16 protein-coding genes are annotated in these 15365 nt (G+C 66.8%); 12 read left to right on the top strand and 4 right to left on the bottom strand.

The genetic code is table 11. The annotated features are described in order from the left end of the window. Positions 1-22 precede the first annotated feature (22 nt). The gene (locus ABIB35_RS00975) at positions 23-1201 is read right to left on the bottom strand and encodes a helix-turn-helix domain-containing protein (protein WP_354178129.1); all 1179 of its coding nucleotides are present in this window, start codon (positions 1199-1201) and stop codon (positions 23-25) included. 159 nt (positions 1202-1360) lie between these two features. Between ABIB35_RS00975 and ABIB35_RS00970 the strand changes: the two genes are divergently transcribed. From ABIB35_RS00970 to ABIB35_RS00915, 12 genes are all read left to right on the top strand, one after another. Then, on the top strand, positions 1361-2683 hold the full coding sequence (locus ABIB35_RS00970; RefSeq protein ID WP_354178127.1) for an MFS transporter: 1323 nt from the start codon (positions 1361-1363) through the stop codon (positions 2681-2683). Positions 2684-2704: 21 nt separating this feature from the next. Continuing rightward, positions 2705-4408: a thiamine pyrophosphate-dependent enzyme gene (locus tag ABIB35_RS00965; RefSeq protein ID WP_354178125.1), complete on the top strand. Its 1704-nt coding sequence runs from the start codon at positions 2705-2707 to the stop codon at positions 4406-4408. Further along, positions 4405-6105, top strand: coding sequence for an amidohydrolase (locus ABIB35_RS00960; protein WP_354178123.1), 1701 nt, complete (start codon positions 4405-4407; stop codon positions 6103-6105). The genes ABIB35_RS00965 and ABIB35_RS00960 overlap by 4 nt, the downstream gene beginning before the upstream one ends. Beyond that, entirely contained in the window at positions 6102-7385 is a 1284-nt protein-coding gene (locus ABIB35_RS00955) for a M20 family metallo-hydrolase (protein WP_354178122.1), read from the top strand. The genes ABIB35_RS00960 and ABIB35_RS00955 overlap by 4 nt, the downstream gene beginning before the upstream one ends. Before the next feature lie 192 nt (positions 7386-7577). Next, positions 7578-7958 (top strand): hypothetical protein, encoded by a 381-nt coding sequence (locus ABIB35_RS00950; RefSeq protein ID WP_354178121.1) that lies wholly within the window; start codon positions 7578-7580, stop codon positions 7956-7958. A 132-nt stretch (positions 7959-8090) separates the two neighbouring features. Next, the gene (locus ABIB35_RS00945) at positions 8091-8927 is read left to right on the top strand and encodes a MinD/ParA family ATP-binding protein (RefSeq protein ID WP_354178119.1); all 837 of its coding nucleotides are present in this window, start codon (positions 8091-8093) and stop codon (positions 8925-8927) included. A gap of 124 nt (positions 8928-9051) precedes the next feature. After that, the gene (locus tag ABIB35_RS00940; RefSeq protein WP_354178117.1) at positions 9052-9618 is read left to right on the top strand and encodes a type 1 glutamine amidotransferase domain-containing protein; all 567 of its coding nucleotides are present in this window, start codon (positions 9052-9054) and stop codon (positions 9616-9618) included. A gap of 162 nt (positions 9619-9780) precedes the next feature. After that, on the top strand, positions 9781-10710 hold the full coding sequence (locus ABIB35_RS00935; protein ID WP_354178116.1) for a DUF2797 domain-containing protein: 930 nt from the start codon (positions 9781-9783) through the stop codon (positions 10708-10710). A 71-nt stretch (positions 10711-10781) separates the two neighbouring features. Next, the gene (locus tag ABIB35_RS00930; RefSeq protein ID WP_354178115.1) at positions 10782-11012 is read left to right on the top strand and encodes a hypothetical protein; all 231 of its coding nucleotides are present in this window, start codon (positions 10782-10784) and stop codon (positions 11010-11012) included. Then, positions 11009-11458, top strand: coding sequence for an FAS1-like dehydratase domain-containing protein (locus tag ABIB35_RS00925; RefSeq protein ID WP_354178114.1), 450 nt, complete (start codon positions 11009-11011; stop codon positions 11456-11458). Before ABIB35_RS00930 ends, ABIB35_RS00925 begins: the two co-directional genes overlap by 4 nt. A 4-nt stretch (positions 11459-11462) precedes the next feature. Further along, the gene (locus tag ABIB35_RS00920) at positions 11463-11894 is read left to right on the top strand and encodes a MaoC family dehydratase (protein WP_354178113.1); all 432 of its coding nucleotides are present in this window, start codon (positions 11463-11465) and stop codon (positions 11892-11894) included. Between the two features lie 5 nt (positions 11895-11899). Continuing rightward, entirely contained in the window at positions 11900-12973 is a 1074-nt protein-coding gene (locus ABIB35_RS00915; protein ID WP_354178370.1) for a UDP-N-acetylmuramate dehydrogenase, read from the top strand. On the opposite strand, the gene ABIB35_RS00910 is transcribed toward ABIB35_RS00915, so the two are convergent. The 3 genes from ABIB35_RS00910 to ABIB35_RS00900 form a co-directional block, all read right to left on the bottom strand. Further along, positions 12974-13408 carry a hypothetical protein gene (locus tag ABIB35_RS00910; RefSeq protein WP_354178112.1) on the bottom strand — a complete coding sequence of 145 codons (435 nt, stop codon included), beginning with the start codon at positions 13406-13408 and terminating at the stop codon, positions 12974-12976. A gap of 101 nt (positions 13409-13509) precedes the next feature. Further along, on the bottom strand, positions 13510-14649 hold the full coding sequence (gene asd, locus ABIB35_RS00905) for an aspartate-semialdehyde dehydrogenase (protein WP_354178111.1): 1140 nt from the start codon (positions 14647-14649) through the stop codon (positions 13510-13512). Positions 14650-14658: 9 nt separating this feature from the next. Then, complete coding sequence (locus ABIB35_RS00900) at positions 14659-15357, bottom strand: dihydrofolate reductase (RefSeq protein WP_354178110.1); 699 nt, start codon at positions 15355-15357, stop codon at positions 14659-14661. Positions 15358-15365 lie beyond the last annotated feature (8 nt).

Genomic DNA, 15365 nt, shown 5'->3' with positions numbered 1-15365 from the left:
GGGCTAACCGGAGCAGGCCCCCTCAGGACCATGCCACCACCAGGCGGGCGGCCTGTTCCGGCACCATCACGTCGATGCCGGTGAGGTCGGCGAAGCGGCGCAGCCGGTTCATCAGGGTGTTCCGGTGACAGAACAGGCGGTCCGCGGACCGGGCAATGCTGCCTGTCGCCAGATACGCGCTGACCGCTTCCTGCAGCCGCTCCCGTTCCACGGGGCCGCACTCCTGCAGGGCAGCATCAACGTCGGGAATCATCGGAACGCCGGTCTCCGCCAGCCGGTGCCTGGCCAAACGGGCCCAGGCATTGCGCATGGTCAGGGCACTGTGGTCTCCGGAGCCGGCCAGTGCGGCCAGGGCCCGTGCCGTCTGGGCGGCCACCCTCAGACCGGCCAGCCCGTGTACCTGTTCCACTAGGCCGCACCGGATGCTGCGGACCTGCCCGGTGGCCTCCCGGACGGCGCTTCCGCTGCGTTCGTCCGCAACCCAGAAAGCCACCAGGCCGTCCGGCAGGGGATGGGTGAACAGATCAGTCCCGCGCCGCGAAGCCGCTGCCACGGCCAGATGAAGTGCCGCGGCGTTGTCAGCGGCAGCAGCGGCCACAAGCAGGTTTGCGTTCTCGCTGATCCCGAGTTCAGTGCCGATGCGCGCGAGCATCTCCGGCGGTGCGCTGACCGGACCGAAAAGGGCAGCAACATAACCCTGCCGCACCGACGTTGCCTCCTGGGCCATGCGCTGTCGTTCAAAGATGTACGCGGCCTGCGCCTGGGAGGCGTAGGTATCGACCACTTCCCAGACCGTTTCGGCCCGCCGGACCAGAAGCTCGGCATCCGCAGCATCGGCCAGCTTCATCAGTTCACTCCACAGGATGGTGAAATCCAGCCGGATGGCCGTCATCAGAGACTCCACCGGGATTTCCGCCCTGGCCCGGGACACCCCCACATCCAGGGCGATGTCATGTCGCTGCGCCATCAACCGTGCGCTGTCTCCCCGAGGGCGGAGGCTTTCGATCAGTGCCCCGAAGGATGCCGCGCCCGTGCGGCGGATCTCGCTGGCCGGCAGCGCGCCGTCATGATAGTCATCCAGCTGCAGTACCCGCTCCAGGAACAGATTGGTCAGCCGTTCCACGCTCAGCCCATCCAACAGTGCGTTCCAGCGCACTGCTGAGCCGTGTGGGTTAAATTCATGTTTCAGCGTAGTTGCCACTAAGTTATCCGCCTTTATTTTGTGCTTTTGCACATTCTAACGGTCGGAATCGACTGAATTTGATGCGCACGTCACACTTCGCATCCTGACATGCTGGGTGCTTCGTTCCCGTCCAGGACAGCCGTTCAACGGCTTGGACCAGCAGCTGCGGAGGCAGGCATGACTGAACAACTGAACCTTGAGGCCGGGGCAACCCGGGCCATTTCCGATAAGGAGGCCATGAAGGTTTCCATCGGCGCCCTGATCGGCACCGCCATGGAGTGGTACGACTTCTTCCTCTTCAGCGCCGCCGCCGCACTGGTCTTCAACGTCCAGTACTTCGCAAACGAGAATGCCACGGCGGCGGCGCTGGCTTCCTTCGCCACTTTCGGCGTCGGGCTGCTGGCCCGCCCGCTGGGCGGCATGTTCTTCGGCGCGATGGGGGACCGGATCGGCCGCCGCAAGACACTGATGATCACGATCGTGGGCATCGGTGTGATCACCGGACTGATCGGCATGCTGCCGACGTATGCTGCGATTGGCATCGCCGCCCCGGTGCTGCTGGTGCTCCTGCGCGTGGCCCAGGGCCTCTTCGTAGGCGGAGAATGGTCCGGGGCCATGACCATTGTGGTGGAGAACGCACCGCTGGCCCGCCGGGCCCGCTATGCCGCACTGCCGCAGATCGGTTCGCCGATCGGCACCATCCTCTCGTCGGGTGGATTCTTCCTGGCGACGGTCTTCTTCTCCAAGGAGAGCTTTGATGACTTTGGCTGGCGGATTCCGTTCCTGGCCGCCATCCCCATGCTGTTCATTGCGCTGTACATCCGCAGCCGCCTGGACGAGTCACCGGTCTTCGCTGAGCTGCTCGAACACGGCCAGGTCGAAAAGACTCCGATCCGCACCACGCTCGTGGAATCCTGGAAGCACATCATCGTGGGCATGGCAGCGGCACTGCTCGGAGTCGGCGGCTTTTACCTCGTGACGGCCTTCGTGGTCTATTACGGCGTCTCCATCCTGGGATACTCCTCGCAGCTGATGCTGCTCGGAGGCATGATCGCCGCCGTCGTGGAAATCCCGGTCCTGATCCTGGGTGGACGGCTGGGCGAACGTTTCGGTGCCAGCCGCGTCCTCGTTTACGGCGGTTTGGGCTCCGCCGTGGCGGCCGTCCCTGCTTTCCTGCTGATTACCCACGGCAGTCCCGTCCTGGTGGTGGTGGGCATGACGCTGGCGGTGGCTACTCTGTCCCTGCCCTACGCTGCCAACGGCACCGTCCTGACCGGGCTGTTCCCGGCCCGCACCCGATACACCGGGGTTGGCTTCGCACAGAACACCGCCGGAATGGTCTCGGGCTTCCTGCCGCTGCTGGCGACCGCCATGGTGGCCGCAGCCTCCGACCACTGGTGGCCCGCCGCGCTCCTGCTGGTCATTCTGAGCCTGTTCACGGCCGCCGCGGGAGTTTTGGTACCCCGGATGAGCGTGGACCTGCCCGGTTTCAAGCACTAGTTTCGACGAAAAGAGTTCTCCATGGCACCGCTGTCAGCAGGCCACCTGATCGTTCGCCAGCTCGAAGAGCACGGCGTGAACCGCGTCTACACCGTCCCGGGGGAGAGCTTCCTGGATGTTCTGGACGGGCTGCACGATTCACCCATCCGCACGGTGGTCTGCCGCCAGGAAGGCGGGGCCGGATTCATGGCCCTGGCTGAATCCCGGCTGACGGGCCTCCCCGGCGTGGCGATGGTGACCCGCGGCCCGGGGGCCGCCAACGCCATGATCGCGGTGCATACGGCCTGGCAGGACGCCACGCCGCTGGTGCTCTTTGTGGGTCTCATCCCCATCGCGGACCGCGGCCGCGGCGCCTTCCAGGAGTTCAGCCTCGAGGGCTGGTTCTCCACCACCGCCAAACGCGTGATGGTGCTCGACGACGAACGCCGCGCCGCCGACACGGTAGCCGAGGCCATGCACCTGGCGGTCTCCGGCCGGCCCGGACCGGTGGTCATCGGCCTGCCCGAGGATGTTTTGGTGCGTTCGGCGGGCACCGGAACTGTTCCGCCGCGGACTCCGGCGTCGGCGCAGCCCGCACCCGAGGACATCGTAGAGCTGGCCGGTCGGCTGGCAGCTGCCGAGCGTCCCCTGCTGATCGTTGGCGGGGACGGCTGGAGCGCGGACGACGGCGAGCGGCTGGCAGCGTGGGCAGCAGCGGCACGGATTCCGGTGGCGGCGGATTTCCGGGCCTACGACGCCGTGCCGCACACCTCGCCGGCGTGGTCCGGGTGGCTGGGCTACGGTCGGGCGGATACTCTGGCGGCGCGGCTGGACGAGGCGGACCTGCTGGTCTTTATCGGATGCGCCCGCACCGACGTCCTCAGCGACGGTTACACTCGGGGCGCCGCTGCAGCAACCATCCTGGTGCTTTCCGATCCGGAGGCCACGGGCCATGCCGGCCGCATCGACCTGCATCTGGCCGCGTCCCCCGCTGTCTTCACCGCGGCGCTGCCCGAAGCTGCGGCGGCTCGGGGACACCGGGACGGAACCTGGATGGAAGCACTGGCAGCTGATCAGCTCCGATTTGCCGTGCCGCTACCGGACGGCGGTTCCGGCGTCGATCTGGGGCTGGCGTTTGGCCAGTTGGAGGACCGGTTGCCGGATGACCGGATCCTGACCTACGGAGCCGGCAATGCCACCATTTGGGGTGCCCGCTACCTCAGCCACCATGGCGCAGGATCCCTGGTGGGTCCGCGCAACGGGGCCATGGGCCTGGCCGTTCCAGCGGCCGTGGCGGCAGCGCTGCTCCATCCGGACCGCCCGGTGGTGGCGATCTGCGGAGACGGGGACTTCTTCATGAACGCGCAGGAACTGGCCGTCGCCGCTGCACAGGGTGCGGCCCCACTGGTGATTGTGGTGGATAACGGCGGTTACGGCACCATCATTGCCCACCAGCGCAGGCACTACCCGCAGCGGCCCTCCGGCACCGCGCTGGCCAACCCGGACTTCGCCGGATGGATCCGCAGCTTCGGCGGGCACGGCGAGCGGGTGGAGGAAACTGCCGGCTTCGGCCCGGCGCTGGAGCGGGCCCTGAACAGCGGGCGCCTGGCGCTGCTGCATCTGGTAACGGACCCGGCCACCATGGCGCCGGACACCGCGAATGCCCTCACACAGGCGGCCGCCGCAGCTGCCGGCCGGGAAACCGATGCCGAACCGGTGCCGGCGGCGTTGGAAGGCATCCGATGAAACTGGACGTCATCCTGCACGGCGGGAACTTCCTCACCTTGGACGAGGGCCGGCCCGGCGCCGGCTCCGTGGGGGTGCTCAATGGGCGAATTGCCGGTTTTGATGAGGAGCTGGAGGGATGTACAGCCGAGCGGACCATCGCCCTGGGTGGCGCTACCGTGGTACCCGGCTTCATCGATGCACACTGTCACACCACCTGGTGGGGCCTGGGATTGGGCGCGGTCGACGTGGGGCAGGCACGCGGTCTCGATGAGTTGTACACGCTGCTCGAAGCCGAAGTGCGGCGGCTCGCCGACTCACCGGGCGCCTGGATTAACGGCACGGGATTCAACCACAAGCACCATGGGGGAGCGTTTCCCGACATCGACCGGCTGGATCGGATCACCGGTGACCACCCGCTGTACCTGCGCCACGTCTCCGGGCATCTTTCCATCACCAACACTGTCACGCTGCAGCTGGCCGGCGTCTTTAAGCCCGGATTCGTTGACCCGACCGGAGGCGTCGTCTGCCGCGGAGAGGACGGATCGCCCACCGGAATTGTGGAGGAAGCAGCCCAACAGCTCCTGCAGCAGCTGCTGCTGCCGTATCCGGTGACCCGGATCGTGGACGCTCTGGATGCCGCGACCGCCCGCTACGCAGCCGTGGGCATCACCAGCTTCACCGAGGCCGGTGTGGGCGGCGGTTGGATTGGCCACAGCCCGGTGGAGGTGGCGGCCTATCAGCGCGCCGCAGGCACCGGAAGGCTGCATGCCCGGGCCCAGCTGATGCCCGCCCTGGATTCCCTACATCCGTTGCAGGGCCATGAAGAGGACATGCACGGCACCGGCATCGGCCGCGGCCTGGATCTGGGCGCCGTGGCCGGGTTCGGCGACGACTGGGTATCCCTGGGGCCGGTGAAGGTCTTCATGGACGGGTCGCTGCTGGGCGCGACGGCGGCGGTCACCGAGGACTACTGCGGACATCCGCACAACACTGGATACCTGCTCGATGATCCGGCCGTTTACCGTGAGCGCGTCGACGCAGCTTACCGGGCAGGGTGGCCCATCGCCTTGCATGCCATCGGTGACGCGGCCATTGACCTGGCCACGGAAATCATCATTTCCTGCCAGGACCGCTACGGCCGCAATGCCCTGCCCAACCGGATTGAGCACTTCGGCATCGCCCGCCCGGACCAACTCGCCGCCGTGGCGGCCGCCGGTATTGCCGTCACTCCGCAGGCAGCGTTTATCGGACCCCTAGGGGACCAGTTCGCCGCCATGGTCGGCCCGGAGCGTGAGGGCTGGTTGTACCGGGGACGGTCGCTGGTCGACGCCGGCATCCTGGTTGCGGGCAGCTCGGACCTTCCCGTGGCGGACAACAACGTCCTACGCGCCCTGCAGTCCAGCGTGGACCGGAAAACCGAAAAGGGAAAAATCCTGGGTGGTGCCGCAGAAGGCCTGACGGCCGAGGAAGCGCTGCGCACCTACACCGAGTGGGCAGCGCAGGCTACCGGCACACTCCGGGACAAAGGCACTCTGAGCCGCGGAAAGCTCGCGGACTTCGCCGTACTCTCCGGGTCACCGCTCGTCGCACCCGACATCTCTTCCCTCAAGGTGCTCGCCACCCTTGTGGGCGGCGAATTCACTTACAACCGACTTGATGGCGGACTATCCACGGACGCCGTATCCGCCGCCCCAACAACAGGAGCTACACGATGACCACCACCGCACCCCAGCCGGCATCCCTGCGCGGCGGCGACGCCGAGGCTTTCCTCGCGGATTTCCGTTCCATGAGTACCTTCGGAGCCACCGCAGGGGGAGGAGTCGACCGCCAGGCCGGCACCCCCGCTGACGGCCAAACCCGGAACTGGTTCCGCGGCCTCGCTGAAGGCCACGGCTTCGAGGTGCGCTATGACGCAGTGGGCAACCAGTTTGCCTTGCTGGAGCTGGTGCCGGGGGCGCCGTACATCGCGGTGGGTTCACATCTGGACTCCCAGCCCCTGGGCGGGCGGTACGACGGCGCGTACGGTGTCCTCGCCGGAGCACACGCGGCCATCCGCCTGCAGCAGGGGCTCGCTGCCGGCTCAGGCGCGCCGATGTTCAACATCGCCGTGGTGAATTGGTTCAACGAGGAAGGCTGCCGCTTCAAGCCGTCAATGATGGGCAGCGCCGTATTCACCGGCAAGCTGCCGGCCGAGCAGGTCCTGGCCACTACCGATCCCTCCGGCACCTCGGTGCGCGAAGCGCTGGAGAGCATCGGTACCATCGGAGACTTCTCGCTGGACCTGGCGGCCTATCTGGAAATTCACATCGAGCAGGGGCGCTCACTGGAAGACGCCGGGCTGACGATCGGCCTGGTTGAGTCGACCTGGGGCGCCAACAAGTACGAGTTCACTGTGCACGGGGAGCAGGCACACACCGGTGCCACCGTAATTGCCGATCGGCATGATGCCCTGCTGGGCGCCAGCGCCTTAGTGGTGGCAGCCCGGGAGATTGCGGACGGTTTCAGCACGGAGGAGCATGCCGTGATTACGTCCTGCGGTGAATTTACGGTCTATCCGAACTCACCGGTGGTGGTGGCCAGCCGGGTCCAGCTGCTGGTGGATCTGCGCAGCACCGACGCCGAAGTGTTGGCCGCAGCGGACGCCGAACTGCACCGCCGGATTGCCGCCATTGAAGGATCCGCCTCAGTGCGGATCGAACAGGGAGCCCAGCATGTGTGGGGAGCCAAGGCCTATGATCAGGCCGGCATGGCGCTCGCTGCCGACTGTGCCCGGGCGCTGGGTCTGCCGTATGGAACGGTCCGCACCCTGGCCGGGCATGACTCCACCAATCTGAAGGATCTGGTGCCCACCATCATGCTTTTTGTGCCCAGCGTTGAGGGTATTTCCCACAATGAAAAGGAGCTCACCTGCGACGAGGACATGCTGGCCGGAGTTGATCTGCTGACCGAACTGCTGGGGCGGGTCGCGGCGGGCGGTTTTGTGGCCGGTCAGTAGCGCTCAGGCGGCGGCACCGGCGGTTTCGAGGGCAAGCCGGCAGCGGCTGTGCAGGCCCCCGGTTCTGTGCGGCGCCGGGGCATTCGGTAGGGTGGAAAGGCCGTACCGTCGCCGGGGGGAGCGCAGGCAGGGGCTGCAGCCGCCGCATGTTTGCCTGCTGCACCCTCCGCCCAGCCCACTGCACTGCCCGGAATGAAAGACGAAGATATGCGCGAGCCAAGCCCCGAATACCCCGCTGCCCAGGAGTGGATAGACTCCGAACCGACTGATCGGGACGCGGAGGCGGGGCAGCGGATGACGCGGCGGAGCCGGCGCGGCACCGAGGGTCGTATCGGCTCCGAACCGGACCGATGGGACGCGGTAACAACAGGCCGGTCAGCGGTGGTTTCCGCTGCTATGTCAGCCCCGGTCCCGCCGTCCCAGCCTCCGGCAGCTTTCGCGGAGAACAGCTGGGAGGCAATAACGACGACGACGACATCCCGGGCGGGTGACGACTGCACGGCTGCCGCAACTGCGGTGGACGACGCCGCCCTCTTGGAAGCCGCCGAAACCCGCGAAGCACCCGACTGGTAGCAGAACGTCATCGCGGGCGAGCCGGAGACCCGCGCCACCGCCAAGCGCCGTGCCTCCTTCCTGGACACCCAAACGGCCCGCATCCCGGCGACCCGCGGTTTCCGCGGCCTGTTGGGCAGCCTCGGCATCAGAATGAATCCGTCCGGGGCGGAACTGGCCGAACGCCGCGATGTCCGCGCCGTCAGCCAGCATTGGCCGGGCCCTCGGACCATTTCCGTGGTCAACGGTAAGGGTGGCGCCAACAAGACACCCACCACGGTGATGCTCGCCGCCGTGTTCGCCCGCAACGGCGGCGGCCCGGTCCTGGCATGGGATAACAACGAAACCCGTGGCACTCTGGGCTGGCGCACCGAGCAGGGCCCGCATGAGTCCACCGTCATGGACCTGCTGCCGAACACCGGAAGCCTGCTCTCGCCGTCGGCCCAGTCAGCGCTGCTGGCCCGGTTTGTGCACCACCAGACCGAGGACAAGTTCGATGTCCTGCGCTCGAAGCCCGACGTCCTGGCCTCCGAGCAGAAAATCACGATGGCGGACTTTGATGCCCTCCACGAGGTTGCCTCGAAGTACTTTCGGCTCAACCTCGTGGACTCGGGCAACGATGAAAGCGCCGAGCGCTGGCTTCGGATGATCCACCACACGGACCAGCTGGTCATCGCCACCACCACGGTGGAGGAACATGCCGAGGCAGGGGCGCTGCTGCTCGAAGCGCTGCAGGAGCGCGGGGGCATGTTTGCCCACCTTGCGGCGAACGCCGTCGTCATTGTCAGCCAGTCCGACCGCAACGGCACCGAGACTCAGGTGCAGACGGTGGCACGCGGCTTTGAGCCGCTGGCCCGGGCCACGGTGACCATTCCCTACGATGCGGCCCTGCGCAAGGGGCAGATCCGCTATGGCTCGCTGCGTCCTGCCACCCAGCGGGCCTGGCTGGCTGCCGCCGCTGCGGTTGCCGAGGGTCTGTCCGCTCCCTGATGAATCCGCCGGTAACAATTAGTCAGCTTGCTTATTGTCCCCGGTTTTTTCTAGGGTAGGAGCAACGGAACCAACAGGCTCCGGGCGGAATACCGCCCTCAGAATTCTGTGAAACGGAGGCAACATGTCCAATCATGATATTTCCGGCAAGAAGGTCGCTTTTCTCCTCACCGACGGTGTGGAACAGGTGGAACTCACCAGTCCCTGGAACGCTGTGAAGGACGCCGGGGGCGTGCCCACGCTGGTCTCGCTGTCCACCGGCACCGTTCAGGGTTTCGACGGCGTGGACAAGGGTGAGACCTTCACCGTTGACCTGGCCGTGGCCGACGCCAACGCCAGTGACTTCGATGCCCTGGTGCTTCCCGGCGGCGTGGTCAACGCGGACTTCCTGCGCGTGGACAAGGATGCCCAGGCCTTCGCCAAGGCCTTCTTCGCGGCACACAAGCCGGTGGCGGCCATCTGCCACGCCCCGTGGCTCTTGATCGAAGCGGGCGTCGTCAACGGCAGGGACATGACGTCCTACCCGTCGCTGGCAACGGATCTGAAGAACGCCGGCGCCAACTGGAGCGACGAAGAAGTGGTGGTGGACCAGGGACTGGTCACCAGCCGCAACCCCTCAGACCTGCCGGCCTTCAACGACAAAGTGGTGGAGGAAATCGCCGAGGGCGAGCACGCAGGACAGCACGCCTGACCAGGCCCCCGGATGTTGGGGACACGCGGCGCTAAGCGCCCTGCCCTGCAGCTCAGGGCGGGATAATGGGATGGGGAAATGCGAAAGCGTCTCCCCATCCCCTTTGCGTTAAACCCTGCTGAAAATGCCCCGTTGTTTGTTCCCGTCCCTGGAGATCCGCTCGTGACCACTGCTGCCGGCCGGTTCCTGTGCGCAGGGGTTTCCTGGGACGACGACGGCCCGCACCTTGCGCTGCGGCCTCCCGGCGGCGTGCCCCTGAGCATCAGGCTCGACGCCGGCACCCTCCTGGGCTATCAGGTGCTTGCCGGCGAGGGCGGCGCGCTGCGGCACTGCCTGGGCTCGGTGAAGGTGCAGGACCGGCACACCCGGATTTCGACACCCTGTCCGGTGCACTCCGCCGCCGAACGCGGCTATCAGTGCGGTCCCTGCTTCGCCCGCGATGACTGGCGGCTGGTGCATAACGTGCACCGGTCGGGTATCGCGCCGCCGGGCCTCAAGCTTTACCTGGCCCAGCCGCACTGGCTCTACGTCGCCACCTTTGCCGACGGAACCACCAAAGTGGGCACGGCGGCCGACGGGCGTAAACGCCTGCGCCTGGTGGAACAGGGTGCGGTGGCCGCCAGCTACGTGGCCCGGGCCGACGACGGGCGGGTGGTGCGCATCCTCGAAGACCTGATCACCGCTGAGGCAGGATTGGTGCAGGCCGTGAGATCGGGCACAAAAACCGCAGCGCTGGCGCAGCCGCTGGCCGAGGACGTCCTGGACGGCACCAACTCCGCGCACGCCGCATCGGTCCGCGGGCTGATCTCCGGAGCGGGAATCGGCGGGTTCGTTGTGGTGGAGGAGACCTGGCAGCGCCCGGACCAGGCCCGGACGGTGCTGGGGGCGGCCGCGGCGGTTCCCTATCCGCTGGATCCGGGCGCCGGAGAACACGGACTCCTGATTCAGGCCATGGTGGGAGCAGCGGCACTGGTCATGGTGGAAGGCTCCGATACGCCGTTCCTCGCCGATCTGGCCCGGCTCAAGGGCCGGCGCCTGGACCTGGGTTCCTACCGAAGCCAACTCCCGGCTCTGCAGTCAGCGCTCTTTTAGGTATTCCGGTACCGCGCCCCGCGCCCGCCCCCGTTTCGCGGCCGGAGGTGCCGCCCCTGTATTCTGGGGGCATGCTAAACACCCCGTGGGAGACCGGTTCCGCCCTGTACCGCAAGCTGGTGGTCTCCGCGCTGGTGGTCTCCGGTGCGGGAGTGCTGATGGTCGTGTTCGGCGCCATCAGTGATTCTCCGCTGTTGATGTACATTGCCGCCCCCGTGATCGTGGTGGGCATGTGCCTGCACCTCGGCGGTATGGTGGTTCGAGCCAGGGACGCCCGGCGTCGGATGAAGGGAACCAAATGAGCATCAACCCCGAGCTGCAGGGCCGCAGCTACCCCGCCAGCGAGCCCTACCAGGTAGGCCGCGAGAAGATCCGCGAGTTTGCCCGTGCCGTTAAGGCAGGTCATGCCGCCCACTATGACGTGGCGGAAGCCGAACGCCTGGGCTACGCGGACCTGGTGGCTCCGCCCACCTTCGCCGTCATCGTGGCCCAGCGCGCTGACGCGCAGCTCATCGCCGACCCGGAGGCCGGCATCGACTTCACCCGCGTGGTCCACGCGGACCAGCGCTTCACCCATCACCGGCCGATCGTGGCCGGCGACGAGCTGATCGCGGAGCTTTATGTGGACTCGGTCCGTGCCATGGGCGACGGCGCCCTGCTGACCACCCGCTCGGAAATTTCCACCACGGAGGGCGAAAAGGTCGCCACCGCCGTGTCATCCATCCTCGTCCGCGGAGAAGGGCAGTAACGCCGTGTCGATTGCATTGAGCGAACTCGCCACCGGACAGGAAATCGGAACGGCCTCGCTGGAGATTTCCCGTGCCGACCTGGTGCGCTACGCCGGAGCCTCCGGAGACTTCAACCCCATCCACTGGAACGAACGCTTCGCCCGCAGCGTGGACCTGCCCGGGGTCATTGCCCACGGCATGTTCACCATGGGCGCGGCCGTGCAGCTGGTGACGGACTGGATTGGCGATCCGGGTGCCGTCCTGGACTACCAGACCCGCTTTACCCGGCCGGTTCCGGTTCAGGACCTGGACGGGGAAGCGGGCGCCGTCGTGGAGGTCACCGGAGTGATCGGTGCGCTCGACGCCGACAATTCCACCGCCCGCGTGGACCTCACCGTGACGTTCAACGGCCAAAAGGTCCTGGTCAAGGCACAGGCGGTTGTACGGATCTGGTGAGCGCCCTGACTTCTTTATCCCTGGCGTCCCTGACCACCTCCCGGGTTGGCGGCCCGGCCCGCCGCTACATCAACGCTGAAACCGAAGACGAGCTGATCGGTGCCGTCCGCGCCGCCGACGAAGCCAGGGAAACGCTGCTGATTGTGGGCGGCGGCTCCAACCTGCTGATTTCCGACGCCGGTTTTGACGGAGCCGTGGTCCACATTGCCACCCGTGGGCTGGAGTTCTCCGAGCACAAGGGCACCGTCATCGTCCGGGCCCAGGCTGGCCATCCCTGGGATGAGCTGGTGGCCCAGACGCTGCGCGAGGGCTGCTCCGGACTGGAAGCGCTCTCCGGCATTCCGGGTTTGGCCGGGGCAACGCCCGTGCAGAATGTGGGTGCCTACGGCGCGGATGTTTCGCACAGCATTACCGGCGTCCGCGCCTGGGACCGGGAAACCCGCACCGTTGTGGACTTCACTAATGAAGACCTGCAGTTCGGCTACCGGGACTCCGTGCTCAAACGCAGCACCCTGAACGGTTCGCCGCGCTACGTGGTCCTGACCGTAGACTTTGGCCTGACCCGGGGCATGGAAAGCGCCCCCGTGCGCTACGCCGAGCTGGCCCGCGCCCTGGGCGTGGAGGTGGGGGAGCGTGCCGCGGCCAATGACGTGCGCCGCGAGGTGCTGCGGCTGCGCGCCGGCAAGGGCATGGTGCTTGATCCCGCCGACCCCGATACCTGGAGCACAGGCTCCTTCTTCACGAATCCGGTGGTCTCCGAGCAGGAGGCCGCGCATTTGCCGCTCGAGGCGCCGCGCTACCCGGTGGCGCAGCCTGGCATGGTCAAGCTCAGCGCCGCCTGGCTGATTGACCGGTCAGGCTTCCCCAAGGGCTTCGGCCTGCCGCAGACCGGCCAGGGGACCGAGCTGGCCGGCGGCCGGGCGTCCCTGTCCACCAAGCACACGCTGGCGGTCACCAACCGCGGCAACGCCAGCACCGAAGACCTCTTGGCCGTAGCCCGTGCGGTGGCCGACGGAGTGGAGGATGCGTTTGGTATCCGGCTGCACCCCGAGCCGCTGCTGATCAACTGCACGCTGTAATTAGGACCTCCCGCCGCGGTTCCGGCGCATGATTTCCGCAGCGGTCAGGACTTCTTCCACCTGGCAGCTGTGCCAGGACCGGTCCACCAGGGACCGGCTGCACAGCCACTGCACCAACCGGGACGTCAGGCTCACCTGGGTACGGCGGTCCTGCAGCCCCGGCAGCAGCCATTGCGGTCCCAGAAAGCCGTGCAGCGTATAGAGCAGGTCCTCGGCGTTGAAGAGCCGCACAAAGGCGTTCTCCGGGTCAAAGGCCCGTTCCAGATCCAGCAGGGCGGCACGGTCCGGCGTCAGGTACATCCAGCCGTCCGTTTCCAGGTACTGCCGCAGCTGTGCCAGGATTCTGCCGTACCGAGCTGCGGTGGCGGTTTGTTTGCCCTCGGCGCTGAGGGTGAAGAAGGTGCGGAGAATCTCTTCCACGGTGAACTTGTCCATATCCGCAGCCTCCCACCTGCCACTGACAGTCCAAGCGAATGCAAAAGCGGATCCGTTCCGGAAGGAACGGATCCGCTGGACGGCACGGGTGTTGCCAGGATTTACAGGTTGCCCGTAGCGATCCGCAGCATGCGCCGCAGCGGTTCGGCCGCACCCCAGAGCAGCTGGTCGCCAATGGTGAAAGCACTGATGTATTCCGGGCCCATCTCCAGTTTCCGGATCCGGCCCACCGGGATGTCCAGGGTGCCGCTGACGGCCACGGGGGTGAGCTCCGCCATGGACGCTTCTTTGGTGTTGGGAACCACCTTGGCCCACTCGTTGTCGGCGTCGATGATGCGCTCAATCTCCGCCACCGAAAGGTCTTCGGTGAGTTTGAGGGTCAGTGCCTGTGAGTGGGAGCGCATGGCCCCGATACGCACGCACAACCCGTCAAACGGAATCCGTCCGGCGGTGTCCCGGCCCAGGATCTTGTTGGTTTCGGCGCCGGCCTTCCACTCTTCTTTGGACTGCCCGTTGCCCAGATCTGCGTCGATCCAGGGGATCACCGAACCGGCCAACGGCACCCCGAACTGCGAGGAGTCCATGGCCGGGTTCTTCTGCTGGGCCAGCACCGCACGATCGATGTCCAGGATGGCGGAGGAAGGATCGGCAAGGCGGTCCGCCACCACAGAGTTCAGCGAGCCAAACTGGTTGAGCAGTTCGCGCATGTGCCGGGCACCGCCGCCGGAGGCCGCCTGATAGGTCATGGAGGTGCCCCACTCCACCAAACCGTTGCGGAAGAGTCCGCCCAGGCCCATGAGCATGCAGGAGACTGTGCAGTTGCCGCCCACGAAGTTCTTTACTCCGTGTGCCAGCCCGGCGTCGATGACGTCACGGTTCACCGGGTCCAGGACAATGATCGAGTCCGAGTCCATCCGCAGTGTGGAGGCGGCGTCGATCCACAGGCCGTTCCACCCGGCGTCGCGCAGTTTGGGGTAGACCTCGGAGGTATAACCGCCGCCCTGCGCCGTAACGATAATCGGCAGCTTGGCCAGCGTCTCAATGTCGTAGGCGTTCTGGAGTTCTCCGGCGCCCGCGGCGAAGGACGGCGCAGCGCCTCCGGCGTTGGAGGTGGAGAAGAACACAGGGTTGATCAGGTCAAAGTCGCCCTCATCCTGCATGCGCTGCATGAGGACGGAACCGACCATGCCCCGCCAACCGATGAAGCCCGCGGTGGGTACAGGGGTAGCTGCTGAAGTCATGGTCCCAGTTTAGGGCAGGGCCGCGCCGCCGTGGTGATTGGTGACGCCGCTCTCCGCGTCCCGCACCCGGGTCCAGAGGGCAATCCGGTAGGAGGTGCCGTTCGCCGCCGTGTTCCAGCCCTCGGCGGGGCTGACTGCGCTGAACGCCCAGTCCGCGCCAAGATGCGGTGCATAGGTATCGCCCTCGGTGCTGGCATCGATGACGGTTACCACCGCGGCATCCGCCAGCGGCGCGGCGGCCTCGTACAGCTGCGCACCGCCCACAATCCAGATCTGGTCGCTGCCGCCCGGGCTCTGCCGTGCGGTCTCCAATGCCTGCTCCAGCGAGGGAACGACGACGGCACCGGCCGGGGAGAGCTCCGCTGCCAGCGTTTCGCTGGAGCTCACCACAATGTTGGTGCGGCCCGGCAGCGGCCGGTAGGCGGCGGGAAAGGACTCCCAGGTGCGCCGGCCCATGATGACCGGGTGGCCGGCGGTGGTGTTCTTGAAATGTGCCAGGTCTTCGGGCAGGTGCCACGGCATGCCCCCGTCCCGGCCGATGACGCCGTCCAGGGTCTGCGCCCAGATCATGCCCACCAGCGGCTGCGGTACACCGGCCGGGTTGGCGGCGTTCAGCGCCGCGTCCAGGTCCAGGCCGTCGGCGGCAGTATCGGCGCTGTGGTCAGTGCCCGTGGGAAAGTAGCGGACGCCGTCGGTGGATTCACTCAAGGGGATGC

It is taken from the genome of Arthrobacter sp. UYP6 (assembly GCF_040547315.1).
GTDB lineage: Bacteria > Actinomycetota > Actinomycetes > Actinomycetales > Micrococcaceae > Arthrobacter_B.
The sequence above is the reverse complement of the archived record's forward strand: the minus strand, read 5'-3'. Positions and strand labels throughout refer to the sequence as shown.

Bases quoted from the DNA above. Each gene is read 5' to 3' on its own strand.
- ABIB35_RS00965 (WP_354178125.1), top strand. From the start codon at position 2,705: ATGGCACCGCTGTCAGCAGGCCACCTGATCGTTCGCCAGCTCGAAGAG.
- ABIB35_RS00955 (WP_354178122.1), top strand. From the start codon at position 6,102: ATGACCACCACCGCACCCCAGCCGGCATCCCTGCGCGGCGGCGACGCC.
- ABIB35_RS00950 (WP_354178121.1), top strand. From the start codon at position 7,578: ATGAAAGACGAAGATATGCGCGAGCCAAGCCCCGAATACCCCGCTGCC.
- ABIB35_RS00925 (WP_354178114.1), top strand. From the start codon at position 11,009: ATGAGCATCAACCCCGAGCTGCAGGGCCGCAGCTACCCCGCCAGCGAG.
- ABIB35_RS00970 (WP_354178127.1), top strand. From the start codon at position 1,361: ATGACTGAACAACTGAACCTTGAGGCCGGGGCAACCCGGGCCATTTCC.
- ABIB35_RS00945 (WP_354178119.1), top strand. From the start codon at position 8,091: ATGAATCCGTCCGGGGCGGAACTGGCCGAACGCCGCGATGTCCGCGCC.
- asd (WP_354178111.1), bottom strand. From the start codon at position 14,649: ATGACTTCAGCAGCTACCCCTGTACCCACCGCGGGCTTCATCGGTTGG.
- ABIB35_RS00960 (WP_354178123.1), top strand. From the start codon at position 4,405: ATGAAACTGGACGTCATCCTGCACGGCGGGAACTTCCTCACCTTGGAC.
- ABIB35_RS00940 (WP_354178117.1), top strand. From the start codon at position 9,052: ATGTCCAATCATGATATTTCCGGCAAGAAGGTCGCTTTTCTCCTCACC.
- ABIB35_RS00910 (WP_354178112.1), bottom strand. From the start codon at position 13,408: ATGGACAAGTTCACCGTGGAAGAGATTCTCCGCACCTTCTTCACCCTC.
- ABIB35_RS00930 (WP_354178115.1), top strand. From the start codon at position 10,782: ATGCTAAACACCCCGTGGGAGACCGGTTCCGCCCTGTACCGCAAGCTG.